Genomic DNA, 22,987 nt, shown 5'->3' with positions numbered 1-22,987 from the left:
GATACGTATCCCGCGCAGCGCGCAGTTCAAATTAATTTCTCTTAGGGAGTAATGATGCAAAAACGATTCAAACAACTGATGTTGCTGGCTGCCCTCGTGCCGACCTTTGCTATGGCTCAAGCGCTTCAGAGCCCGGCTCCGGCGGCTCCGGCTGCTGCCGCAGCACCGGTTGATCCGGCCAAGCAGGCTGCTATCAAAGATCTGCTGGACGCAATCGACGCACAGAAGCTCGTCGGCGCGATCGGCAACAGCGCACAGATGCAAGCCAAGCAGCTGGTTCCGGCCATCCTGTCGGACGCCCTGAGCGAAAACAAGACGATGACGGACAAGCAGAAGCAGGCTTCCGTCCCGACGCTGCAAAAGAATGCAGTGCCGAAGCTGGTTGACGGCGCAGGTCAGGTGTTCGCAACGGACTCGTTCCGTTCGGACGCAATGCAAGCTCAGTACGACGCTTACGCGAAGTACTACAGCACGTCGGAAATCAAGGATCTGACCGCGTTCTACAAGAGCCCGACCGGCCGCAAGTTCATCCAGGTACAAGACCAGGTTGGCCGCGACGTCGTGAATGGCTTGATGCAAAAGTACATGCCGCAATCGATCAAGGCAACGCGTGACCAGGCAGACAAGGAAGTCGCTTCGGTCAAGCCGGCCAAGTAAATCCCAGGTCGAAAGGCTGCGCTGAAATCGCGCTAGCCGCTTTCTCGGGCGCGTTTCGTAGGCTCTACGGCGCGCCGGGTTTGGCGGCTTGACGGTGACAATGCGATAATGGCCGTTTGCGCACACGCGCAAACGGCCATTATCTTTTTCAGCGCGAAACGGCGGGCAATTCGCTCGGTCGGTTTGCGTTGTCGAACCGATGCGATCGGCACCGCGCGGCCCGCTTCACAGTGGTTGCCTTCACGGCGGCCAATTTCGCCGAATATGCGCGATCCTTCTTTTTCGCGCCTGCTTCCAGGATTTCACGATGCGCGTCTTTAATTTCTCCGCCGGCCCCGCGGCCATGCCCGAAGAAGTGCTGCGTCAGGCAGCCGACGAGATGCTCGATTGGCAAGGCAGCGGCATGAGCGTGATGGAAATGAGCCATCGCGGCAAAGAATTCATGTCGATCCACGAGCAAGCGCTCGTCGATCTGCGCGACCTGCTTGAAGTGCCGGCAAGCCATCGCATTCTGTTTCTGCAGGGCGGCGGTCTCGGCGAGAACGCGATTGTCCCGATGAACCTGCTTGCCGCGAAACCGCGCGCGGATTTCATCGTGACCGGTTCGTGGTCGCAGAAGTCGTTCAAGGAAGCGCAAAAATACGGCACCGTACATCTCGCCGCGAGCGGTCAGACGGCGGACGGTTTCACGCGTTCGCCCGCGCGCTCGGAATGGCAGTTGTCGGACGATCCGGCCTACGTGCATTTGTGCACGAACGAGACGATCCACGGCGTCGAAACGTTCGAGATTCCGGATCTCGGCGATATTCCGCTGGTGGCCGACGCGTCGTCGCATATTCTGTCGCGCCCCATGGACATCGCCAAATACGGCGTGCTGTTCGGCGGCGCGCAGAAGAATATCGGCATGGCGGGCGTAACGGTGGTGATCGTGCGTGAAGATATGCTGGATCGCGCGCTGTCGATCTGTCCGTCGGCATTCGAATGGAAAACCGTCGCCGAAAACAATTCGATGTACAACACGCCGCCTACTTACGCGATCTATATCGCCGGGCTGGTGTTCAAGTGGTTGAAGAAGCAGGGCGGCCTCGTTGAAATGGAAGCGCGCAACCTCGAAAAGTCGAAGCTGTTATACGACACGATCGACGCCAGCAGCTTCTATCTGAACAAGGTCGAACGTGGCTCGCGCTCGCGGATGAACATACCGTTCTTCCTCGCCGACGAGTCGCGCAACGATGATTTCCTGGCCGGTGCGAAAGCCCGGGGAATGGTGCAGCTAAAGGGCCACAAGTCCGTCGGCGGCATGCGGGCGTCGATTTATAACGCCGTCCCGCTCGAAGGCGTCAAAGCGCTTGTCGAATACATGAAGGAATTCGAACAGCGCAGCGCCTGAGCAAGCAGCATCGAGCCGCAGGCGCGCGCATCCTTTCCAGCAGTTACCCGGCAGGGCCGTATTCACGCATGGACGACGAACTCAATACCCGACTCAAACCCCTTCGCGAACGCATCGACGCGCTCGACGCGCAGTTGATCGCGCTTCTCAATCAGCGCGCCGCGGTGGCGCTCGAAGTGGGTGAGGTCAAGAAGCATTTCAACGCGCCGGTGTTCCGACCCGAGCGCGAACAGCAGGTGATCGCGCGTCTGCAGGGCATGAGCGACGGGCCGCTCGCGAGCGAGCACATCAGCGCGATCTGGCGCGAGATCATGGCCGCGAGCCGTGCGCTCGAAAAGACCATCAAGGCCGCGTATCTCGGGCCGGTTGGTACGTATAGCGAGCAGGCCATGCACGAGTACTTCGGTCAGTCGATCGAAGGTCTGCCGTGCACGTCGATCGACGAAGTGTTTCGCTCGGTCGAAGCCGGCGCCGCGGAATTCGGCGTCGTGCCGGTCGAGAATTCGACCGAAGGCGCGGTCTCGCGCACGCTCGATCTGCTGCTGCAAACGCAACTCACGATCGGCGGTGAACTGGCTTTGCCGATTCATCACAATCTGCTGTCGCTGAACGGCGGTTTGGCCAGCGTCACGCGCGTCTGCGCGCATGCGCAGGCGCTTGCACAGTGCCAGCGCTGGCTATCGACGAACGCGCCGCATCTGGAGCGTCAGGCGGTGTCGAGCAACGCTGAAGCGGCGCGCATGGCGGCGGCCGATCCGACCATCGCGGCGATCGCCGGCGATCGCGCGGCGACCCACTACGGTTTGCAAGTCGCCTACGCGTTGATCCAGGACGATCCGCACAACCGCACGCGCTTCGTGATGATCGGCAAGCAGCCGGGCGGTCCGAGCGGGTACGACCAGACGTCGCTGATCGTGTCGGTGGTGAATGAGCCCGGCGCAATGGTCAAGCTGCTGGAGCCGCTGGCGCGCCATAGCGTGTCCATGACCCGTTTCGAATCGCGCCCGGCGCGCGTCGGCACGTGGGAGTACTACTTCTACATCGACGTCGAAGGTCATCGCGACGATCCGGGCGTGGCCGCCGCGCTCGCCGAACTCGGCGAGAGGGCCGCGTTTCTGAAGATTCTGGGCTCGTATCCGCGCGCCCGTTAATGGCGCACAGACTGACACACAGACACAGGCAGCGCCCAACGGCATGCGCGGCGCGCCGGTCGCAGACTCATTGGCTAATAATCGTTCGGAGATTTTCATGACAGCGTCTTTCGGTCCTTCCTATGTGCGCGCGATTGCCCCTTACGTCGCTGGTAAGCCGATTTCGGAAGTGGCCCGCGAGTTTGGTCTGGACGAAGCGAGCATCGTGAAGCTGGCGTCGAATGAAAACCCGCTGGGCATGCCGGAATCGGCGCAACGTGCCATGGCAAAAGCCGCCAGCGAACTGGGTCGCTATCCGGACGCGAACGCGTTCGAACTGAAGAGCGCGCTGAGCAAGCGTTACGGCGTGCCGGCCGAGTGGATCACGCTCGGCAACGGCAGCAACGACATTCTCGAAATCGCCGCGCACGCGTTCGTGGAGAAGGGCCAGTCGATCATCTACGCGCAGTATTCGTTCGCGGTGTACGCCCTGGCCACGCAAGGCCTGGGCGCACGCGCGATCGTCGTGCCGGCCGTCCAGTACGGTCACGACCTCGACGCGATGCTCGCCGCGATCACCGACGACACGCGCCTGATCTTCGTCGCCAATCCGAACAACCCGACCGGCACGTTTATCGAAGGTCCGAAGCTCGAGGCGTTTCTCGACAAGGTGCCGCGCAACGTGGCCGTCGTGCTCGACGAGGCGTACACCGAATATCTGCCGCAAGAGAAGCGCTACGACTCGATCGCCTGGGTGCGTCGTTATCCGAATCTGCTGGTGTCGCGCACGTTTTCGAAAGCGTTCGGCCTGGCCGGTCTGCGCGTGGGCTTCGCGATCGCGCAACCGGAATTGACCGATCTGCTGAACCGGCTGCGTCAGCCGTTCAACGTGAACACGCTCGCGCAAGCGGCGGCGATCGCGGCGCTGAACGACACGGCGTTTCTGGAAAAGAGCGCCGCGCTGAACGCGCAAGGCTATCGCCGTTTGACCGAAGCGTTCGACAAGCTCGGTCTCGAGTACGTGCCGTCGGACGGTAACTTCGTGCTGGTGCGTGTGGGCAATGACGACTCGGCCGGCAACCGCGTCAACCTGGCGTTGCTGAAGCAGGGCGTGATCGTGCGTCCGGTTGGCAACTACGGTTTGCCGCAATGGCTGCGTATCACGATCGGCCTGCCGGAAGAAAATGAAGCATTCATCGCGGCGCTCGAAAAAACGCTCGCCGCCGCCTGAACGGTAACCTGAGCGGCAATCCTTGATCCGCGCGCCGCATCGCATGAGAGGCGCGCTTTTACTATGACCGACGTGGCTGCGTTTTCCTTTAACAAGTTGGTAATTTTCGGTGTCGGCCTGATCGGCGGATCGCTGGCGCGCGCGCTGCGCGAACGCGGCGAGACGACGGGCGCGCGCAAGGTGATTGGCGTCGGGCGCTCGTCCGCGTCGAGCGCGCGGGCGCTGGAATTGGGTGTGATCGACAGCGCCGTGGCGTTGAACGACGACAGCGCGCTAAGCGAGGCATTGTCCGGCGCGGACTTCGTGCTGCTGGCGGCGCCCGTCGCGCAAACGCAGCCGTTGCTCGAACGCATTGCGCCGTTTCTCGATGCAGAGACGATCGTCACCGACGCCGGCAGCACCAAGTCCGACGTGGTCGCGGCCGCCCGCGCGGCGCTTGGCGCGCAGATCGGCCAGTTCGTGCCGGGGCATCCGATTGCCGGCCGCGAAGCGAGCGGCCCGGATGCCGCGTTGCCCGACCTGTACGTGAACCGCAATGTCGTGCTGTGCCCGTTGCCGGAGAATGCGGCGGAGGCGGTCGAGCGCGTCGCCGCGATGTGGCGTGCCACTGGCGCCTGCGTGCGCGATATGTCGCCGGAGCAGCATGATCGCGTGCTGGCGTCGGTCAGTCATTTGCCGCACGTGTTGTCGTTCGCGCTGGTCGAGCAGATTCTCAATTCGCCGGACGCCGCGTTGAAGTTTTCGTTCGCGGCGGGCGGCTTTCGCGACTTCACGCGCATCGCGGCGTCGAGCCCGGAAATGTGGCGCGACGTGTGCGTCGCCAATCGCACCGCGCTGCTCGAAGAGCTCGACAGCTACACGGCCGTGCTCGCCCGCTTGCGCGCAGCGATCGAGGCTGGCGACGGCGCGACGCTCGAAGCCGTGTTCGCGCGCTCACGCGTGGCGCGCAGCGAGTGGCAGGAACAGCGCTCGGCCGGCGTCGCGCATAGCGACGCGTCGAAATAACCGGAACTGGACTCAATCATGGAATTCCTCGACCTCGGACCTTTTTCCCGTGCGTCCGGCACGATTCGTCTGCCTGGCTCGAAGAGCATTTCGAATCGGGTGTTGCTGCTGGCGGCGCTTGCCGAAGGCGAAACGACGATCACCAATCTGCTCGACTCCGACGACACCCGCGTGATGCTCGACGCGCTCGAAAAGCTCGGCGTGCGTCTGAAGCGCGACGGCGACACCTGCGTCGTTACCGGCACGCGTGGAGCGTTTACGGCGCGCACGGCGGATCTGTTTCTCGGTAATGCGGGTACGGCGGTGCGTCCGCTGACCGCGGCGCTGGCGGTGAACGGCGGCGACTATCGCATTCACGGTGTGCCGCGTATGCATGAGCGGCCGATCGGCGATCTGGTCGACGGCTTGCGCCAGATCGGCGCGCGGGTGGATTACGAAGAGAACGAAGGCTATCCGCCGCTGCGCATTCGCCCGGCGCAGATTTCCGCCGAGGCGCCGATCCGCGTGCGCGGCGACGTGTCGAGCCAGTTCCTCACTTCGCTGCTGATGACGCTGCCGCTGCTGCGCACCGAAAGCGGCGTCAGCACTGTGCAGGTGGACGGCGAACTGATCTCGAAACCGTACATCGAGATCACGATCAAGCTGATGGAGCGCTTCGGCATCAAGGTCGAGCGTCAAGGCTGGCATCAGTTCGTCGTGCCGGCGGGGCAGCGGTATCAGTCGCCGGGCACGATCATGGTGGAAGGCGATGCGTCGTCGGCGTCGTATTTCCTCGCGGCCGGCGCGCTCGGCGGCGGGCCGCTGAAAGTGGAAGGCGTGGGTCGCGCGAGCATTCAGGGCGACATCGGCTTTGCCGACGCGCTGATCCGCATGGGCGCGAACCTGCAAATGGGCGACGACTGGATCGAAGTGCGCGGCGTCGGTCACGACAGCGGCAAGCTCGAGCCGATCGACATGGACTGCAATCTGATCCCCGACGCGGCCATGACGATCGCCGTCGCCGCGCTGTTCGCGGACGGCGCGACGACGCTGCGCAATATCGCCAGCTGGCGCGTGAAGGAAACCGACCGGCTCGCCGCGATGGCGACCGAATTGCGCAAGGTTGGCGCCAAGGTGCAGGAGGGCGAGGACTATCTCGTCATCGAGCCGCCTGAAAAACTGATTCCGAACGCCGCGATTGATACTTACGACGATCACCGCATGGCGATGTGCTTTTCGCTGGTGAGCCTCGGCGGCGTGCCGATCCGGATTAATGACCCGAAGTGCGTCGGCAAGACATTTCCCGATTATTTCGAGCGCTTTACCGCGCTTGCTCAACCCTGATTCGCCCCCGAATCGCCTGACGTGCGACTTTTTAGATGAAACCGACCCGTCCCTTTCACCAGACGCCCGTCATTACGATCGACGGCCCGAGTGCCTCCGGCAAAGGCACCGTGGCCGCGCTGGTTGCCGCGAGCCTTGGCTTTCACCTGCTGGATAGCGGCGCGCTGTACCGGCTTGCCGCGTTGGCGAGCTGCCGCTACAACGTCGCGGCCGATGACGCCGACGCGCTGGTCAAGCTGATCGACGAGCTGCACATCACGTTTCGCGAGGGCCTGGCGCAGCTCGACGGCGTCGACGTATCCGCCGACATTCGTGCTGAGGAAGTCGGCAGCCGTGCTTCCGCGATCGCCGTGCACGCTCCCGTGCGAGCCGCGCTGGTGGCGCGTCAGCGGGCGTTTCGCAAGGAACCTGGGCTGGTGGCCGACGGCCGGGATATGGGCACGGTGATCTTCCAGGATGCCGTGCTGAAGGTGTTCATGACCGCCAGTGTCGAGGCCCGCGCGGCCCGCCGGCATAAGCAATTGATCCAAAAAGGTTTTTCTGCTAGTATAGATGACTTGCTCCGGGATTTGCGTGAGCGCGACGAGCGTGACAGTCAGCGCGCGGCCGCGCCGCTCAAGCCCGCGGCGGATGCAAAGCTGCTTGATACCTCGGCATTGTCGATCGACCAGGCGGTTGAGCACGTGGTGCAGTGGTATGAAGCTTTAGTCCCGCACGCCTGACAGAAGTACGAGTTGTGTCGGCGGCGGGCGCAGTAGAAAGTCCGTTGTCAGTAGGTGCTTCACGATCGTTGTGAAGCTGTATTAACCCCTTAACCCCGCGTGGCATTCGCACTTTTTACCGATGCTGACCATCCGGCCAGCCGGGCACCGCGAGAACCATGCAAATTTTGATTTTTATGTCCGACCTGCAAACCTCTACCCCGAATACCGAATCTTTTGCGGCTCTGTTCGAAGAGTCGCTGACCAAGCAAGACATGCGCGCCGGCGAAGTGATCTCCGCCGAAGTCGTGCGTGTTGACCACAACTTCGTGGTCGTCAATGCTGGTCTCAAGTCCGAAGCCTACATCCCGCTCGAAGAGTTCCTGAACGACGCGGGCGAGGTAGAAGTGCAGGCGGGCGACTTCGTTTCCGTCGCGATCGACGCGCTGGAAAACGGCTACGGCGACACGATCCTGTCGCGCGACAAGGCGAAGCGTCTGGCTTCGTGGCTGTCGTTGGAAAAAGCGCTCGACAACAACGAACTCGTGACCGGCACGATCACGGGTAAGGTCAAGGGCGGCATGACCGTCATGGTCAACGGCATCCGCGCGTTCCTGCCGGGTTCGCTGGTCGACACGCGTCCTGTCAAGGACACGACCCCGTACGAAGGCAAGACGCTGGAATTCCGCGTCATCAAGCTGGATCGCAAGCGTAACAACGTGGTGCTGTCGCGCCGCGCTGTGATCGAAGCGACCCAAGGCGAAGAGCGCGCAAAGCTGCTCGAAACGCTGAAGGAAGGCGCGATTGTGGAAGGCGTGGTGAAGAACATCACGGACTACGGCGCATTCGTGGACCTCGGCGGTATCGACGGCCTGCTGCACATCACCGACATCGCATGGCGTCGTGTGCGTCACCCGAGCGAAGTGCTGTCGGTTGGCCAGGAAGTCACCGCGAAGATCCTCAAGTTCGATCAAGAGAAGAACCGCGTTTCGCTGGGCATCAAGCAACTGGGCGACGATCCGTGGGAAGGCATCTCGCGCCGTTACCCGTCGGGCACGCGCCTGTTCGGTAAGGTTACCAACATCACCGACTACGGCGCATTCGTCGAAGTGGAATCGGGCATCGAAGGCCTGGTTCACGTGTCGGAAATGGACTGGACGAACAAGAACGTTGCACCGTCGAAGGTTGTGCAGCTGGGCGACGAAGTCGAAGTCATGGTTCTCGAAATCGACGAAGACCGCCGCCGTATCAGCCTCGGCATGAAGCAATGCAAGCCGAACCCGTGGGACGATTTCAGCCGCAACTTCAAGAAGGGCGACAAGCTGCAAGGCGCAATCAAGTCGATCACCGACTTCGGCGTCTTCATCGGTCTGCCGGGCGGCATCGACGGTCTGGTTCATCTGTCGGACCTGTCGTGGAGCGAAACGGGCGAAGAAGCAGTTCGCAAGTACAAGAAGGGCGACGAAGTGGAAGCGATTGTTCTCGGCATCGACGTCGAGAAGGAACGTATTTCGCTGGGTATCAAGCAGCTCGAAGGCGACCCGTTCAGCAACTTCGTTGCAATGAACGACAAGGGTTCGACCGTCGACGGCGTGGTCAAGACGGTGGACGCGAAGGGTGCCGTGGTTCAGTTGTCGATGGAAGTCGAAGGCTACCTGCGTGCTTCGGAAATCGCCCAAGACCGCGTGGAAGATGCTCGCAACGTGCTGAAGGAAGGCGATAAGGTCAACGCGATGATCATCAACATCGATCGCAAGTCGCGTGGTATCAACCTGTCGATCAAGGCCAAGGATTCGGCTGAGCAACAGGAAGCGATCCGCGGCCTGGCTTCGTCGGATTCGAGCACGGCTGCTACCGGCACGACGAACCTCGGCGCGCTGCTGAAGGCCAAGCTCGACGGCCAGAACCAGTAAGCCTGAGAGGTCTGCTGCAGTATGACCAAATCGGAATTGGTCGCCCAGCTGGCCACGCGATTTCCGCAGCTTGTTCTTAAAGATGCGGATTTCGCGGTGAAGACGATGCTTGATGCGATGTCGGAGGCACTTGCCAACGGTCATCGCATCGAAATTCGTGGCTTCGGCAGCTTCGGCCTCAACCGTCGTCCCTCCCGCGTCGGGCGTAATCCGAAGTCGGGCGAGAAAGTGTTGGTACCTGAGAAGTACGTACCGCACTTCAAGCCAGGCAAGGAGTTGCGCGAACGGGTAGATCGTCGCGCGGGCGAGCCGCTGAAGGCCGAAGAGCCGGATGACGACCTGTAAATGTTCCGCTGCGTGGTTTGCAGCGTGGCATTGGTAACGTCAGCGGCCAAAGCCAGTCGGCAAAAGACCAGAAAAAGCGCCTTCGGGCGCTTTTTTTTCGCCTGTACTTTTTGCGCGAGCGCGATGACACCTTTCGCCGCCACGCCGCTTTCAGCCAGTTCCTGCCCAGCCGCGAGGGCTTCAATTACAATACGGGTCACTTCGGCGCGGGCAACACCGTGGCGCGACGCGTCATCAAGCCGGCGTCACCCCGCAACTGCCGTCAAGAGACCTTATTCATGAAATTTATCGTCTGGCTGATCCGTGTACTGGTGTTCGTGCTGCTGCTGGTGCTGGCGCTCTCCAATACGCAAACTGCTACGCTGAATTTCCTCGCGGGCTACGCATGGTCGGCGCCGTTGATCCTGATCGGCCTCGCGTTCTTCGTGGTGGGGCTGCTGGCCGGGCTGGTGTCGTCAATGCCGGCAATGGTGCGCCTGCGCATGGAAAACGGCCGGCTCAAGCGCGAGTTGCGCGTGGCGCGCGAAACCCCCGTGGTGGTCGAACAACCGCCCATGCCGCCGCTGATCTGACATTTCCTCAGCCGCGCGTCGTCAGCGCGGCTTTCCGTTTCCGCTTTCCCGCTCATTTGCATCAATCGCATGGATCTAGACTTCTGGTGGCTGCTGGTCATACCCGTCGCATTCGCGTTCGGCTGGATGGCCGCGCGCTACGACCTCAAGACGCTGCTGTCCGAAAGCGCCAACCTGCCACGTTCGTATTTCCGCGGGCTGAATTTCCTGCTCAACGAGCAGCCGGACCAGGCGATCGACGCGTTCATCGAAGTGGTCAAGCTCGACCCGGAAACGATCGAACTGCACTTCGCGCTGGGCAATCTGTTCCGGCGCCGTGGCGAAACGGACCGCGCGATCCGCGTGCATCAGAACCTGCTGAGCCGGTCCGATCTGCCCGTCACTGAGCGCGATCACGCTCTTTACGAGCTCGGGCAGGACTTCCTGAAAGCCGGCCTGCTCGACCGCGCCGAGGAGACGTTCAGTTCGCTCGAAACCGGCGACTATGCGCTGGGCGCGCAACGCGCGCTGCTGACCATCTACGAAATCGAGAAGGACTGGGTCAAGTCGATCGACACCGCTCGTCATCTCGAAACGATGGGCGCCGAATCGCTCGACAAGGAAATCGCGCAGTTCCATTGCGAACTCGCGCAAGAAGCGCTGCAACAGAAAAACCCGGACGAAGCACGCCGTCAACTCGGCTACGCGCTGAAGGCGAACCCGACCAACGTGCGCGCCACGATCCTGTTCGGCGACGTCGACGCGGCCGGCGGCGCGCAGGAAGCGGCCATCGCGCAATGGCGGCGCGTGGAGGAGCAGAATGCGGCGTATCTGCCGCTCGTCGCGGAAAAGCTGATGAAAGCCTACGAGGCGCTCGGCCGCCCGCAGGACGGCGCGGATCTGCTGACCACCTGGGTCGACCGCTATCCGACCAACGACCTGCTCGACGTCGCCTATCAGCACGTCGCGTCGCTGCGCGGACCCGACGCGGCGCACGCGCTGGCGCGCTCGCAGATGCAGAAGTCGCCGAATCTGGCCGGCATGACGCGCCTGCTCGAAGCGCAGGAAGCCCTCGCGGAAGAGCCGCGGCGCAGCGAGCTGGAACTGATGCGCACGCTGATCCGCCAGCGCACCAAAAATCTGCCACGGTATACGTGCCAGAATTGCGGTTTCAGGGCGCGGCTCTTCTACTGGCAGTGCCCGGGTTGCAGCGGTTGGGAAACCTATGCGCCGCGTCGCGTCGAACCGATCACCGCGTCGAACTGACGCCATGGCGGCGCGTCGGCCATTAATCGGACCGCCGCGCGCCTACCGCATCACGCGCCAGGCGACAGCGCCCGCGCAGGCGGATATCGCAGCAACGTGTTCATGACCGGCTTCACCGCCGGGAATCATCACCGGAACCCTCTACCGGAAAGCGTATGAAAATCACCATTATCGGCACGGGCTATGTGGGCCTCGTCACCGGCGCGTGCCTCGCCGAAATCGGCCACGACGTGTTCTGTCTCGACGTCGATCCGCGCAAGATCGAGATCCTCAACAACGGCGGCGTGCCGATTCACGAGCCGGGTTTGCTGGAAATCATCAACCGCACGCGCGCGGCGCGCCGCATCACGTTTTCGACCGATATCGCAGCGAGCGTGGCGCACGGCGAGGTGCAGTTCATCGCCGTCGGCACGCCGCCCGACGAAGACGGCTCGGCCGATCTGCAATACGTGCTCGAAGCGGCCCGCAACATCGGTCGCACGATGAACGGCTTCAAGGTGATCGTCGACAAATCGACGGTGCCGGTCGGCACCGCGCAGCGCGTGCGCGCGGTGGTCGAAGAAGAGCTGGCCAAACGCGGGCTCGCCGATAGCGAGCAGCATCGCTTTTCAGTGGTGTCGAATCCCGAGTTCCTCAAGGAAGGCGCGGCGGTCGACGACTTCATGCGGCCCGATCGCATCGTGCTCGGCCACGACGAAGACGAATCCGGCATGCGCGCCCGCGAACTGATGAAGCGCCTGTATGCGCCGTTCAACCGCAATCACGAACGCACGCTGTACATGGACGTGCGCTCGGCCGAATTCACCAAATACGCGGCCAACGCCATGCTCGCCACGCGCATCTCGTTCATGAACGAGATGTCGAATCTGGCGGACCGTGTCGGCGCCGATATCGAAGCGGTGCGTCGCGGCATCGGTTCGGATCCGCGGATCGGCTATCACTTCCTGTATGCCGGTTGCGGCTACGGCGGCTCGTGCTTCCCGAAGGACGTGCAGGCGCTGATCCGCACGGCGAGCGAAAGCGGCCATCCGCTGCGCATTCTCGAAGCGGTCGAGGACGTGAACAACAACCAGAAAGACGTGCTGGTGAACAAGATCGCCGCGAAGCTCGGTAACGATCTGAGCGGCCGCACGTTCGCCGTCTGGGGCCTCGCGTTCAAACCGAATACCGACGACATGCGCGAAGCGCCCAGCCGTCGCGTGATCGCCGAACTGCTGGCGCGTGGCGCGCAGGTGCGCGCGTACGATCCAGTCGCGGTGGCCGAAGCGCGCCGTGTTTTCGCGCTCGATCTGCACGACGCGCCGGAGCAACTCGCGCGTCTGACCTTCACCGGCACGCAGGACGAAACGCTCACCGGCGCGGACGCGCTCGTGATCGTCACCGAATGGAAGGAATTCAAGAGCCCGGATTTCCTGCATCTGAAATCCGTGCTGAAGTCGCCGCTGATTTTCGACGGTCGCAATCTGTACGAACCGGACGCGATGACCGAGATCGGCATCGACTATCACTCGATTGGACGCCCTTATGCCCAACCCTCTGAACTTCCGGCCGATGTCTGAGACCTTGCCTGGAGCTACAGCGTCCACGCCGGCGCCGGCGCTCATCGTGGTGCCGCGTGAGCAACTCGCCGCCGCGCGCGTGCTGGTGGTCGGCGACGTGATGCTCGACCGCTACTGGTTCGGCGACGTGAACCGCATTTCGCCGGAAGCACCGGTGCCGGTCGTTCATGTGCAACGCCAGGAAGACCGTCTGGGCGGCGCGGCCAACGTCGCGCGCAATGCGGTTGCGCTCGGCGCGCAAGCCGGCCTGCTGTGCGTGGTCGGTCATGACGAACCCGGCGAGCGCATCGTGCAATTGCTCGGCGAAAGCGGCGTGACGCCGCATCTGGAACGCGATCCGGCCTTGCTCACCACGATCAAGCTGCGCGTGCTGTCGCGCCAGCAGCAGTTGCTGCGCGTCGACTTCGAAAACTCGCCGGCGCATGAAGTGCTGCTCGCAGGCCTCGCGCGCTTCGACGAGTTGCTGCCCTCGCACGACGTGATCCTGATGTCCGATTACGCGAAGGGTGGCCTGACCCACGTCACGCAGATGATCGCCAAGGCACACGCGGCCGGCAAGGCGGTGCTGGTCGATCCGAAGGGCGACGACTGGGAACGCTATCGCGGCGCCACGCTGATCACGCCGAATCGCGCCGAGTTGCGCGAAGTGGTCGGCCAGTGGAAATCCGAAGAAGACCTGATCGCGCGCGTGACGAAGTTGCGCGCCGATCTGCAGTTCAAGGCGCTGCTGCTGACGCGTTCGGAAGAGGGCATGACGCTCTTCTCCGACGACGGCATCCTGCACGCGTCGGCGGTTGCACGCGAAGTGTATGATGTCTCGGGCGCCGGCGACACCGTGATCGCGACGCTCGCGGCCATGCTGGGCGCGGGTCTCACGCTGGTCGACGCGGTTGGTCTCGCGAATCGCGCGGCCGGTATCGTGGTCGGCAAACTCGGCACGGCCACCGTCAACTACGACGAACTCTTTCATTGACCCAGGCCCGGCGGATCTCTCGTCACGCGCGCATTGGCAGCGCGGTATAGGGATCGCGGGGCGTCAGCTGAAACTCCTTACCGCAGGATCATCATGACCGTCATCGTCACCGGCGCGGCCGGCTTTATCGGCAGCAATCTCGTGAAGGCGCTCAACGAGCGCGGCGAACAACGCATCATCGCCGTGGACAACCTCACGCGCGCCGACAAGTTCAAGAACCTGGTCGACTGCGAAATCGACGACTACCTGGACAAAACCGAATTCGTCGAACGCTTCAAGTGCGGCGACTTCGGCAAGGTCCGCGCGATTTTCCACGAAGGCGCCTGCTCGGACACGATGGAAACCGACGGCCGCTACATGATGGACAACAACTTCCGCTACAGCCGCGAGGTGCTCGACGTCTGCCTCGCACAGAACATCCAGTTCCTGTACGCGTCGTCGGCGGCTACGTACGGCGGCTCGAGCCGTTTCGTCGAAGAGCGCGAAGTCGAGCAGCCGCTGAACGTGTACGGCTATTCGAAGTTCCTGTTCGACCAGGTGATCCGCCGCGTGCTGCCGACCGCGAAGAGCCAGATTGCCGGCTTCCGTTACTTCAACGTCTATGGGCCGCGCGAAACGCATAAGGCGCGCATGGCGTCGGTGGCGTTTCACAACTTCAACCAGTTCCGGGCCGAAGGCAAGGTCAAGCTGTTCGGCGAGTACAACGGCTATGCCGCGGGCGAGCAGACGCGCGATTTCGTCTCGATCGAAGACGTGGTGAAGGTCAACCTCTTCTTCTTCGATAATCCGGACAAGTCGGGCATCTTCAATCTGGGCAGCGGCCGCGCGCAACCGTTCAACGACATCGCGAGCACGGTGGTCAACACGCTTCGCGGGCTGAACAATGAACCGCCGTTGTCGCTCGCGGATCAGGTGCAGCGCGGGATGATCGAATACATTCCGTTCCCCGACGCGCTGCGCGGCAAGTATCAGTGCTTCACGCAGGCCGATCAGACCAGGCTGCGCGCGGCCGGCTACGACGCGCCGTTCCTGAGCGTGCAGGAAGGTGTCGATCGCTACGTCCATTGGCTATTCGGCCAGGTTTAATTAGTCCGGACACCTCTGTAAAGTGGAATCTCCCGGTGGGTGATGGTCGCCAACCGGTTGTACGAGGGAGATTCCATATGTTTCGAAAAATTCTGGTTACCGCGGCGATGCTCGCCGCTTTCGGCCACGCGTATGCGGCGGTCGACGTCAACACGGCTAACGAAGATGCGTTGCGCGGCATCAAGGGCATCGGTCCTGCCAAAGCGAAAGCCATTCTCGAAGAGCGTACAGCGCATGGTCCATTCAAGGACCCGGCGGATCTCGGCAAGCGCGTCAAAGGCATGGGCGGGCATACCGTCGAGCGCCTGCAGGCGGAGGGTCTCGCTGTCGGTCCGGCTGGCGCGGCTGCTAACGCGCAAGCTGCGGCGTCTGCATCGACCAGGGGTGCGGCCGCTCCGGCCAATGCACCCAAAGGCAATACCACCGTGGCGGTAAAGAAATAGCCTGACGCGGGCCGCGTCCGTGGCGTGCGTCGTCACGCGCGCGACTCGCTCCCGCCGTACCCCTTCATGTCCCCGGAGTTGTCCAGCACACTCCTTCAGCTGTCATCCAGATGACTGGCTCCCGCGGTACTCCACCGCGGGCTTTTTGCGTGGTTCGCGTCATGCGCGCTGAATGATGCGCGGGCTTGCATCCATGCGGCCAGAAGGGCCGCACGGCAAGCAGCGGGCACGGTGGTTTAGAATCGATAGATTGAAGACTCCCCGCAGCGACGGCACCAGAAACGATATGGCTTACAAAACGATTGAAGACACGATCGGCAATACGCCGCTCGTGCAACTCGTCCGGCTTCCCGACGACGAAATTCGCAGCCGCAATAACGTGATCCTTGCGAAGCTCGAGGGCAACAATCCCGCGGGGTCGGTGAAGGATCGTCCGGCGCTGTCGATGATCAAGAAAGCGGAAGCGCGCGGCCGCATCAAGCCGGGCGACACGCTGATCGAATCGACCAGCGGCAACACCGGCATTGCACTCGCCATGGCCGCCGCGATCCGCGGCTACAAGATGGTGCTGATCATGCCGGAAGATCTGTCGATCGAGCGCCGTCAGAGCATGGCCGCCTACGGCGCGCAGATCATTCTGACGCCGGTCACCGGCGGCATGGAATACGCCCGCGATCTCGCCGAACAGATGCAGCGCGAAGGCAAGGGCATCATCCTCGACCAGTTCGCGAATCCGGACAATCCGGCGGCGCACGTCGAAGGCACGGGTCCGGAAATCTGGCGCGATACCGAAGGGCGCATTACGCACTTCGTATCGTCCATGGGGACGACCGGCACGATCATGGGCGTGTCCACGTATCTGAAGCAACAGAATCAGGCAATCGAGATTGTCGGCGCGCAACCCGAAGAAGGCTCGCGTATTCCGGGCATTCGCAAATGGCCGGAAGCGTATCTCCCGAAGATTTTCGATCGCAGCCGCGTGGATCGCGTTGAGAACGTGAGCCAGGCCGCGGCCGAAGCAATGGTGCGTCGTATGGCGGCGGTGGAGGGCATCTTTGCCGGCATCTCGTCGGGCGGCGCGTGCGAAGTGGCGCTGCGCGTGGCGCGTCAGGTCGAGAACGCGACGATCGTGTTCATTGTCTGCGATCGCGGCGACCGGTATTTGTCGACGGGTGTGTTTCCCGCCTGAGTACGCGGCTTCGCTTGAACGAATGCAAAAGCGCCGGTCCTTTCAAAAAGGACCGGCGCTTTTTTTATGCTCGTGCGATACGTCGCGAACCGCTAGCCGGCTCGCGCGCCGATAGCGGATTTACTGCGAAGCCGCCACGGGCGGCGTTGCATTCTTGACAGCGCTTGCCGCGTCGCTCGCTTCCATCTGCGCCTTGACGCGCTGGCCCAACTGATAAACCGCGAGCGCATAAAAGAAGCTGCGGTTATAGCGCGTCAGCACGTAGAAGTTCTTCAGGCCGAGCATGTACTCGGTGCCGCGTCCCGGCGACGGCAGGTCCACCACCGTGACCGGCGTACCGGCTTCCGCGGCGATGTCGACGTCCGGTTCGTTGAGCAGCAGGCCGGCGCGCAGCAACTGGTCGAGCGGCCAATGCGGTTCCGGCTTGCCGTCGGCGGCGGCTTGCGCGACGCCCAGGCTGCCGGCGTCCGTGCCGATTTTCCACACCACCGGCCGGCCGTTTTCCCAGCCGTTCTGACGCAGATAGTTCGCCACGCTGCCGATCGCATCCGCCTGGTTGGTGCGCAGGTCGATCTGCTTGTTGCCGTCGTAGCTCACCGCGTACTGAACGATGCTGCTCGGCAGAAACTGCGGAATACCGATCGCGCCGGTGTACGAGCCGAGCACCGTGGTCGGGTCGATCTGCGAATCACGGGTCCACACCAGGTAGTCTTCGAGATTCTTGCGGAAGGTCGCCTGGCGATCCGCGCGATTGGCGGTGCTCGGGTAGTCGAAGCTGAGCGTGGTCAGCGCGTCGAGCACGCGGAAGTTGCCCATGAAGCGACCGTAAATCGTCTCCACGCCGATAATGCCGACGACCACTTCCGGCGGCACGCCGAACTCCTCGTACGCGCGTTGCAGCGTGGCCTGGTTGGCGCGCCAGAAGCGCACGCCGGCGTTGATGCGGATCTGGTCGAGAAAGCGCGACTGATAGACGCGCCAGTTCTTGATGGACGGCGAGGGCGACGGCGTCACCAGCTTGACCGCGGTCGCCGAATAGCTCACGTGCGAAAACAGCGCGTGCAGCGCGTCGGGATCGAAGTCGTAGCGCGCGACCATGTCGTTGATGAACGTGTCCACCGCGGCGTTGTTCGCGTAGCGCTGCGGAACGATCTCTTCTTCGAAGGTTTGCCCTTGCGGCACGGCGGGCTGCGGTTGGCTTTGCGCGATCTGCACCGGCGCTTTCTTGTCGGCGCTTTGCGCTTGCGCCGGATGGGTTGCCATGAACATGCACGATACGACGGATAGTGCGGCGACTACCGTTTTGGTGCGTAGCCGGTTTCGTGCAGACAGAGCAAGCTTGACGGTCATAGTGAGCTGAAGGCGCGGTGCGCAAGAGACGGGGAAAAACGGTACGGGGCAGTATACCCGACGCCTTCTGCAAAACTGTGGTGGATACGTCGTACCCGCGTCGTGTGGTAACTTGATAAATGTTGGCGCGCCGAGGGCGCGCGCCCTGGATGGAGACACGCCGCGCGTGCATCACGGTGCCGCGCCGCAGAAGAGAATCATGGCAACAGGTTTTTATTCCCACGCCGACTGTTTGCTGCACGATATGGGGCAATGGCATCCCGAATGCCCCGCGCGTCTGCAGGCGATCGAAGATCAAATGATCGCGAGCCGCATCGACTCGCTGATCGAGCGCGAGTCGCCGCCGCTCGCCGACGAAGCCGCGCTGCTGCGCGTGCATACGCAAGCTCACGTCGACTACATTCGCAGCCGTTCGCCCGCCGAAGGTCTCGCCGAGATCGACCCCGATACGTCAATGAACCCGCACACGTGGCAGGCCGCGTTGCGCGCGGCGGGCGCGGCGGTGGCCGCGACGGACGCGGTGATCGAAGGCCGTTACGACAACGCGTTCTGCAGCGTGCGCCCGCCGGGTCACCATGCGGAGCCGGCGCGCGCGATGGGCTTCTGCTTCTTCAACAACGTCGCGATCGCCGCGCGTCATGCGCTCGAAGTGCATGGCCTGGAGCGCGTCGCGATTATCGATTTCGACGTGCATCACGGCAACGGCACCGAAGCGGCTTTCTCGGGCGACTCGCGCGTGTTGATGTGCAGCATCTTCCAGCATCCGTTCTATCCGTTCACCGGCGCGGACAACCAGGCGTCCAACATGTGCAACGTGCCGATGGCGGCGCGCTCGAAAGGCATGGAAGTGCGCGAGGTGGTGGACATGATGTGGCTGCCGCGTCTGCATGAATTCAAGCCGGAGATGATTTTCATCTCCGCGGGTTTCGACGCGCATCGCGAGGACGATCTCGGCAACATGGGTCTCGTCGAAGACGACTACGCGTGGATCACCGACCAGATGCGCGAGATCGCGAAGCGTTATGCGCGTGGGCGCATCGTCAGTTGTCTTGAGGGCGGTTATAACCTGTCGGCGCTCGGGCGTAGCGTGGTGGCGCATTTGCGTGCACTGGCCGGGATTTGAGACGCTGAACCGCTCAAACGCTATGCGGCAGGTTGCCGCTAACGCGCCGTGCCATCAACGCGCGGCTTACGTGAATTCAACCAGGACCGAGCCATGAATGCCGACGTGCGCAACGCTTCATTAGTCGAGATCGAACACGGCGCGTATGGCGTGCCGGGCGTCGTGCGGGTGACGATGAACCGGCCCGACGCATTCAACGCGCTGTCCGAAGCCTTGCTCGACGCGTTGCAGACTGCGCTGGCCGAGATCGCGCAGTCGTCGGCGGCGCGCGTGGTCGTGATCGCGGGTGCAGGTCGCGCATTCTGCGCGGGCCACGATCTGAAGGAGATGCGCGCGGCGCCGTCGTTGGCGTACTACCAGACGCTGTTCGCCCGCTGCACGAAACTGATGATGACGATCCAGCGCATGCCGCAACCGGTGATCGCGCGGGTGCAGGGCATTGCCACGGCGGCAGGTTGTCAGCTGGTTGCGATGTGCGATCTCGCGGTTGCAGCCGAGACGGCGCGCTTCGCGGTGTCGGGCGTGAATCTGGGGTTGTTCTGCGCGACGCCGTCGGTGCCGCTGTCACGCAACCTGTCGCGCAAGGCCGCGCTGGAGATGCTGCTGACCGGCGATTTCATCGATGCCGCCGAAGCGAAGCAGCAGGGTCTGGTGAATCGCGTAGCGCCGGCGGATGCGTTAGACGCGGAAATCGCGCGGCTCGCCACCAGCATTTGCGCGAAACCGGTTGAAGCGGTGAGCGCGGGCAAGGGGCTTTTTTATCGTCAGCTTGAGATGGGCATTGAAGCGGCGTATCAGCTCGCCGGCCAGACGATGGCCTGCAACATGATGGATGACTCGGCGCTCGAAGGCGTGCAGGCGTTCATCGAAAAGCGGCCGCCGGACTGGAAGGGCTAGGTGTGTCCAGCCGCTCTCGCTCAGCCTCTCACCACCACCCGTTTCTCGATCCACGCGATCAACGCCCCAATCACCCGATCTCGATCCATGTCGTTCATCGTCTCGTGATAGCTGCCTTCGTGCAGCGTGAGCGTCTTATCCGGCGAACCCGCGAACTGACCGAAGGCGCGGCTGCCGTCGGGCTCCGTGAGCTTATCGGCGGTGCCGTGATACACCAGCAGCGGCACGCGCAACCCCGCGCGGCCATTTTCGATCCGCGCCATCGCCAGCAACAACTCGGCGCCCGTGCGCGCCGGAATCGCGCCGTGATGCACGAGCGGATCGTTGCGATTGGCCTTCACCACCGGTTCGAGGCGCGACAGCAACGCGGCGTCGATTTTCATTGCGGGAAAACTCGGCCATAAACGGCTGATCACCTGGCTCAGCTTGAGCATCCAGCGCGGCACGTCACGGCCGGGCGCAAGCGCCGGACTCGACAGAATCAGCCCGTTCAAGCGCCGGCCGGTCGCGCCGAGCCGCTCGATTGCGTACAGCGCGGCCACCGCGCCACCCATGCTGTGTCCCATCAGAAAGAGCGGTGCGCAACTTTGCGCCGCCGCGTCGAGCAGCGCCTGCGCGTCGAGCAGATAGTCGTCGAAGCGGTTCACGTAAGCGCGTTTGCCCGGCGCTTCGCCGTGACCGCGCAGATCGATCGCGACCAGTTCGATGCCGGCCGCATTCAACCGCGCAGCCAGCGCGGCATAACGCCCGGCGTGCTCGGCGAGACCGTGCAGCAGCGCCACCGTCGCGCGCAATGGCGCGGTCGTCGGCCAGCGGTAGAGCGGCAACGTCAAACCGTCGGCGGTCGTGACTGACCCGCGCTGCGCTGCGCCGCTCGTCCGCGTGCCCTCGATGGGCCGCACCTTGCTGTTTTGGGATGTCTCCATGGCCGCTGTCTTATCCTGATTTTGTTCCGCCCGATCATAGTCGCTGCCACGCGACGCACGCGAGCATCCCGTACCGGGCAGGCCTCTAATGCTCTCAGGTTATAAAAAGCGCGCAATTGATTATTAAAGGGAATGACGCCGCTGCGGTAGAATTGCGGCCTCAAATCCCAATAAAAGCAACGGCGGCCGCTTGTCCGGAGCACACCACGCTCGCAGACAAACTCCGCCGTTTCGTTTTTCCATGATCGAAATACGCAATATCTCCCAGCGTTTCGCCGGACCCCGGGGCTGGGTCGAGGCGCTGCACAACGTCAATCTGTCGATTCCGGCGGGTGAAGTGTTCGGCATCATCGGCCGAAGCGGCGCGGGCAAGAGCACGCTCGTCCGCACCCTCAATCTGCTGACGCGCCCGTCCGAGGGCAATATCGTCGTCAACGGCCGCGAACTGACTACGCTGCCCGCCGCGCAACTGCGCGAGGCGCGCCGTGAAATCGGCATGATCTTCCAGCACTTCAACCTGCTGTCGTCGCGCACCGTGTACGAGAACGTCGCGCTGCCGCTCGAACTCGCCGGCATGAAACGCGCCGAAATCGAAGCGAACGTGCTGCCGCTGCTCGAGCTGGTCGGCCTGTCGGCGCAGAAAGACCGTTATCCGGCGCAGATCAGCGGCGGCCAGAAGCAGCGCGTCGGTATCGCGCGTGCGTTGGCGAGCAAGCCGAAAGTGCTGCTCTCCGACGAGGCTACCTCCGCGCTCGATCCCGAAACCACCCGCGCGATTCTCGACCTGCTCAAACGCATCAATCGCGAACTGAACCTGACGATCGTGCTGATCACCCACCAGATGGACGTGATCAAGCAGGTCTGCGACCGCGTCGCGGTGCTGGACGCCGGCCGTGTGGTCGAAGAGGGCAAAGTCATCGACGTGTTCCTGCAACCGCACCACGAAGTCACGCGCGCCTTGATCGGCGACGTGATCGCGCAAGAACTGCCGCCCGCCATGAAAGCGCGCGTCGCCGAACGCCTGAAAACCGGCCGCGGCCATTTGCTGCGTCTGGCGTTCACCGGCTCGGGCGTCGACCAGCCAATTCTGTCGGAGACGATTCGCCGCTTCGAACTCGACTTCAACATCCTGCACGGCCAGATCGACGAGATCCAGGGGCAGACGTTCGGCTCGCTCGCGGTGCTCGCGGGCGGTGAACCGGTGAAGGTGGCGCAGGCGCTGACGTATCTGCGCGAACAGGGTGTGGTGGTGGAGGAGCTCTCGTATGTTGAGTGAAATGTTCGATATGTTCGTCCAGTCGTTCTGGGAAACGCTCGTGATGGTGGGCATTTCCGGACTGGTCGGCGCAGCGGTGGGCTTGCCGCTCGGCGTGTTGCTGTACCTGACCGATCGTCAGGGCGTGTTGCAGAACATCGCGGTGAATCGCGTGATGGGCGTGATCGTCAATGCGGTGCGTTCGACGCCGTTCATCATCCTGTTGGTCGCGGTGATTCCGTTCACGCGTCTGATCGTCGGTTCGTCGATCGGCACGATGGCCGCCGTGGTGCCGCTGACGATCGCCGCCGCGCCGTTCATCGCGCGTCTGGTGGAAACCGCGCTGCGCGAAGTCGACCGCGGGCTGATCGAAGCCGCGCAGGCCATGGGCGCGACCACCAGCCAGATCGTCTTCAAGGTGCTGTTGCCGGAATCGTTGCCGGGCGTGGTGGCCGGGTTGACGATCACGTTCGTCTCGCTGGTCGGCTATTCGGCGATGGCCGGCGCGATCGGCGGCGGCGGTCTCGGCGATCTGGGCATTCGTTACGGGTATCAGCGGTTTTTGCCGGAAGTGATGTTGACGGTCGTCGTGATCCTGATCGTCTTCGTGCAACTGGTGCAGTCGTTCGGGGATTGGCTCGTGCGTCGTTTGAGCCATAAATAACAACAGCATC

General features: G+C 62.9%; 22 protein-coding genes. 20 read left to right on the top strand and 2 right to left on the bottom strand.

What is annotated here, in order from left to right; translation table 11 throughout:
* Window positions 1-54: 54 nt before the first annotated feature.
* The 16 genes from HWY05_RS13130 (at window position 55) to cysM (ending at window position 16,762) form a co-directional block, all read left to right on the top strand.
* Window positions 55-657, top strand: a complete 603-nt coding sequence (locus tag HWY05_RS13130) for a DUF2059 domain-containing protein (protein WP_035547578.1) — start codon at window positions 55-57, stop codon at window positions 655-657.
* Between the two features lie 307 nt (window positions 658-964).
* On the top strand, window positions 965-2,047 hold the full coding sequence (serC, locus tag HWY05_RS13125) for a 3-phosphoserine/phosphohydroxythreonine transaminase (RefSeq protein ID WP_035547575.1): 1,083 nt from the start codon (window positions 965-967) through the stop codon (window positions 2,045-2,047).
* Window positions 2,048-2,115: 68 nt separating this feature from the next.
* Window positions 2,116-3,198 carry a prephenate dehydratase gene (gene pheA / locus HWY05_RS13120; RefSeq protein WP_176058629.1) on the top strand — a complete coding sequence of 361 codons (1,083 nt, stop codon included), beginning with the start codon at window positions 2,116-2,118 and terminating at the stop codon, window positions 3,196-3,198.
* Window positions 3,199-3,295: 97 nt separating this feature from the next.
* Window positions 3,296-4,408 carry a histidinol-phosphate transaminase gene (gene hisC, locus HWY05_RS13115; protein ID WP_176058628.1) on the top strand — a complete coding sequence of 371 codons (1,113 nt, stop codon included), beginning with the start codon at window positions 3,296-3,298 and terminating at the stop codon, window positions 4,406-4,408.
* Between the two features lie 63 nt (window positions 4,409-4,471).
* Window positions 4,472-5,413 carry a prephenate dehydrogenase/arogenate dehydrogenase family protein gene (locus HWY05_RS38315; RefSeq protein ID WP_035547569.1) on the top strand — a complete coding sequence of 314 codons (942 nt, stop codon included), beginning with the start codon at window positions 4,472-4,474 and terminating at the stop codon, window positions 5,411-5,413.
* A gap of 18 nt (window positions 5,414-5,431) precedes the next feature.
* Window positions 5,432-6,736, top strand: coding sequence for a 3-phosphoshikimate 1-carboxyvinyltransferase (aroA, locus tag HWY05_RS38310; protein WP_035547566.1), 1,305 nt, complete (start codon window positions 5,432-5,434; stop codon window positions 6,734-6,736).
* A 35-nt stretch (window positions 6,737-6,771) separates the two neighbouring features.
* Window positions 6,772-7,458, top strand: a complete 687-nt coding sequence (cmk, locus tag HWY05_RS13105; RefSeq protein ID WP_176058627.1) for a (d)CMP kinase — start codon at window positions 6,772-6,774, stop codon at window positions 7,456-7,458.
* 158 nt (window positions 7,459-7,616) lie between these two features.
* Window positions 7,617-9,350, top strand: a complete 1,734-nt coding sequence (rpsA, locus tag HWY05_RS13100; RefSeq protein ID WP_035547560.1) for a 30S ribosomal protein S1 — start codon at window positions 7,617-7,619, stop codon at window positions 9,348-9,350.
* 21 nt (window positions 9,351-9,371) lie between these two features.
* The gene (locus HWY05_RS13095; protein WP_007180889.1) at window positions 9,372-9,695 is read left to right on the top strand and encodes an integration host factor subunit beta; all 324 of its coding nucleotides are present in this window, start codon (window positions 9,372-9,374) and stop codon (window positions 9,693-9,695) included.
* A gap of 278 nt (window positions 9,696-9,973) precedes the next feature.
* The gene (locus HWY05_RS13090; RefSeq protein ID WP_035549363.1) at window positions 9,974-10,267 is read left to right on the top strand and encodes a LapA family protein; all 294 of its coding nucleotides are present in this window, start codon (window positions 9,974-9,976) and stop codon (window positions 10,265-10,267) included.
* Window positions 10,268-10,336: 69 nt separating this feature from the next.
* Window positions 10,337-11,512, top strand: coding sequence for a lipopolysaccharide assembly protein LapB (gene lapB / locus HWY05_RS13085; RefSeq protein ID WP_035547557.1), 1,176 nt, complete (start codon window positions 10,337-10,339; stop codon window positions 11,510-11,512).
* A gap of 155 nt (window positions 11,513-11,667) precedes the next feature.
* Window positions 11,668-13,071: a UDP-glucose/GDP-mannose dehydrogenase family protein gene (locus HWY05_RS13080; RefSeq protein ID WP_035547555.1), complete on the top strand. Its 1,404-nt coding sequence runs from the start codon at window positions 11,668-11,670 to the stop codon at window positions 13,069-13,071.
* Window positions 13,037-14,044 (top strand): D-glycero-beta-D-manno-heptose-7-phosphate kinase, encoded by a 1,008-nt coding sequence (gene rfaE1, locus HWY05_RS13075; RefSeq protein WP_081935690.1) that lies wholly within the window; start codon window positions 13,037-13,039, stop codon window positions 14,042-14,044. Before HWY05_RS13080 ends, rfaE1 begins: the two co-directional genes overlap by 35 nt.
* Before the next feature lie 93 nt (window positions 14,045-14,137).
* Window positions 14,138-15,130, top strand: a complete 993-nt coding sequence (rfaD, locus tag HWY05_RS13070) for an ADP-glyceromanno-heptose 6-epimerase (protein ID WP_176058626.1) — start codon at window positions 14,138-14,140, stop codon at window positions 15,128-15,130.
* Between the two features lie 77 nt (window positions 15,131-15,207).
* Complete coding sequence (locus tag HWY05_RS13065; RefSeq protein WP_035547549.1) at window positions 15,208-15,573, top strand: helix-hairpin-helix domain-containing protein; 366 nt, start codon at window positions 15,208-15,210, stop codon at window positions 15,571-15,573.
* 286 nt (window positions 15,574-15,859) lie between these two features.
* Window positions 15,860-16,762 (top strand): cysteine synthase CysM, encoded by a 903-nt coding sequence (gene cysM / locus HWY05_RS13060; protein ID WP_035547546.1) that lies wholly within the window; start codon window positions 15,860-15,862, stop codon window positions 16,760-16,762.
* Window positions 16,763-16,882: 120 nt separating this feature from the next.
* On the opposite strand, the gene mltB is transcribed toward cysM, so the two are convergent.
* On the bottom strand, window positions 16,883-18,031 hold the full coding sequence (gene mltB, locus HWY05_RS13055) for a lytic murein transglycosylase B (RefSeq protein WP_176058625.1): 1,149 nt from the start codon (window positions 18,029-18,031) through the stop codon (window positions 16,883-16,885).
* Window positions 18,032-18,311: 280 nt separating this feature from the next.
* On the opposite strand from mltB, the gene HWY05_RS13050 reads away from it, so the two are divergent.
* Window positions 18,312-19,235: a histone deacetylase family protein gene (locus HWY05_RS13050; protein WP_176058624.1), complete on the top strand. Its 924-nt coding sequence runs from the start codon at window positions 18,312-18,314 to the stop codon at window positions 19,233-19,235.
* A gap of 93 nt (window positions 19,236-19,328) precedes the next feature.
* A complete protein-coding gene (locus tag HWY05_RS13045) occupies window positions 19,329-20,132 on the top strand; it encodes an enoyl-CoA hydratase (RefSeq protein WP_176058623.1) in 804 nt (267 codons plus the stop codon).
* A gap of 20 nt (window positions 20,133-20,152) precedes the next feature.
* Here HWY05_RS13045 and HWY05_RS13040 read toward each other — a convergent pair whose 3' ends face one another.
* Window positions 20,153-21,058, bottom strand: a complete 906-nt coding sequence (locus tag HWY05_RS13040) for an alpha/beta hydrolase (protein ID WP_176058622.1) — start codon at window positions 21,056-21,058, stop codon at window positions 20,153-20,155.
* Between the two features lie 241 nt (window positions 21,059-21,299).
* On the opposite strand from HWY05_RS13040, the gene HWY05_RS13035 reads away from it, so the two are divergent.
* Entirely contained in the window at window positions 21,300-22,334 is a 1,035-nt protein-coding gene (locus tag HWY05_RS13035) for a methionine ABC transporter ATP-binding protein (protein WP_176058621.1), read from the top strand.
* A complete protein-coding gene (locus tag HWY05_RS13030) occupies window positions 22,324-22,977 on the top strand; it encodes a methionine ABC transporter permease (protein WP_035547534.1) in 654 nt (217 codons plus the stop codon). The genes HWY05_RS13035 and HWY05_RS13030 overlap by 11 nt, the downstream gene beginning before the upstream one ends.
* Window positions 22,978-22,987: the final 10 nt, after the last annotated feature.

It is taken from the genome of Paraburkholderia sp. BCC1876 (assembly GCF_902833695.1).
Classification (GTDB): Bacteria; Pseudomonadota; Gammaproteobacteria; order Burkholderiales; family Burkholderiaceae; genus Paraburkholderia.
Note: the sequence above shows the minus strand (reverse complement) of the source record. Positions and strands in the feature narration are given on the sequence as shown.

Excerpts from the sequence above, each read along its gene's own strand:
- HWY05_RS13130 (WP_035547578.1), top strand. The coding sequence starts at position 55 with ATGCAAAAACGATTCAAACAACTGATGTTGCTGGCTGCCCTCGTGCCG.
- rfaE1 (WP_081935690.1), top strand. The coding sequence starts at position 13,037 with ATGCCCAACCCTCTGAACTTCCGGCCGATGTCTGAGACCTTGCCTGGA.
- HWY05_RS13095 (WP_007180889.1), top strand. The coding sequence starts at position 9,372 with ATGACCAAATCGGAATTGGTCGCCCAGCTGGCCACGCGATTTCCGCAG.
- HWY05_RS13040 (WP_176058622.1), bottom strand. The coding sequence starts at position 21,058 with ATGGAGACATCCCAAAACAGCAAGGTGCGGCCCATCGAGGGCACGCGG.
- HWY05_RS13090 (WP_035549363.1), top strand. The coding sequence starts at position 9,974 with ATGAAATTTATCGTCTGGCTGATCCGTGTACTGGTGTTCGTGCTGCTG.
- lapB (WP_035547557.1), top strand. The coding sequence starts at position 10,337 with ATGGATCTAGACTTCTGGTGGCTGCTGGTCATACCCGTCGCATTCGCG.
- HWY05_RS13080 (WP_035547555.1), top strand. The coding sequence starts at position 11,668 with ATGAAAATCACCATTATCGGCACGGGCTATGTGGGCCTCGTCACCGGC.
- HWY05_RS13030 (WP_035547534.1), top strand. The coding sequence starts at position 22,324 with ATGTTGAGTGAAATGTTCGATATGTTCGTCCAGTCGTTCTGGGAAACG.
- HWY05_RS13050 (WP_176058624.1), top strand. The coding sequence starts at position 18,312 with ATGGCAACAGGTTTTTATTCCCACGCCGACTGTTTGCTGCACGATATG.
- aroA (WP_035547566.1), top strand. The coding sequence starts at position 5,432 with ATGGAATTCCTCGACCTCGGACCTTTTTCCCGTGCGTCCGGCACGATT.
- hisC (WP_176058628.1), top strand. The coding sequence starts at position 3,296 with ATGACAGCGTCTTTCGGTCCTTCCTATGTGCGCGCGATTGCCCCTTAC.
- cysM (WP_035547546.1), top strand. The coding sequence starts at position 15,860 with ATGGCTTACAAAACGATTGAAGACACGATCGGCAATACGCCGCTCGTG.
- pheA (WP_176058629.1), top strand. The coding sequence starts at position 2,116 with ATGGACGACGAACTCAATACCCGACTCAAACCCCTTCGCGAACGCATC.
- rfaD (WP_176058626.1), top strand. The coding sequence starts at position 14,138 with ATGACCGTCATCGTCACCGGCGCGGCCGGCTTTATCGGCAGCAATCTC.
- HWY05_RS38315 (WP_035547569.1), top strand. The coding sequence starts at position 4,472 with ATGACCGACGTGGCTGCGTTTTCCTTTAACAAGTTGGTAATTTTCGGT.
- mltB (WP_176058625.1), bottom strand. The coding sequence starts at position 18,031 with ATGTTCATGGCAACCCATCCGGCGCAAGCGCAAAGCGCCGACAAGAAA.
- HWY05_RS13065 (WP_035547549.1), top strand. The coding sequence starts at position 15,208 with ATGTTTCGAAAAATTCTGGTTACCGCGGCGATGCTCGCCGCTTTCGGC.
- HWY05_RS13035 (WP_176058621.1), top strand. The coding sequence starts at position 21,300 with ATGATCGAAATACGCAATATCTCCCAGCGTTTCGCCGGACCCCGGGGC.
- cmk (WP_176058627.1), top strand. The coding sequence starts at position 6,772 with ATGAAACCGACCCGTCCCTTTCACCAGACGCCCGTCATTACGATCGAC.
- serC (WP_035547575.1), top strand. The coding sequence starts at position 965 with ATGCGCGTCTTTAATTTCTCCGCCGGCCCCGCGGCCATGCCCGAAGAA.
- rpsA (WP_035547560.1), top strand. The coding sequence starts at position 7,617 with ATGCAAATTTTGATTTTTATGTCCGACCTGCAAACCTCTACCCCGAAT.
- HWY05_RS13045 (WP_176058623.1), top strand. The coding sequence starts at position 19,329 with ATGAATGCCGACGTGCGCAACGCTTCATTAGTCGAGATCGAACACGGC.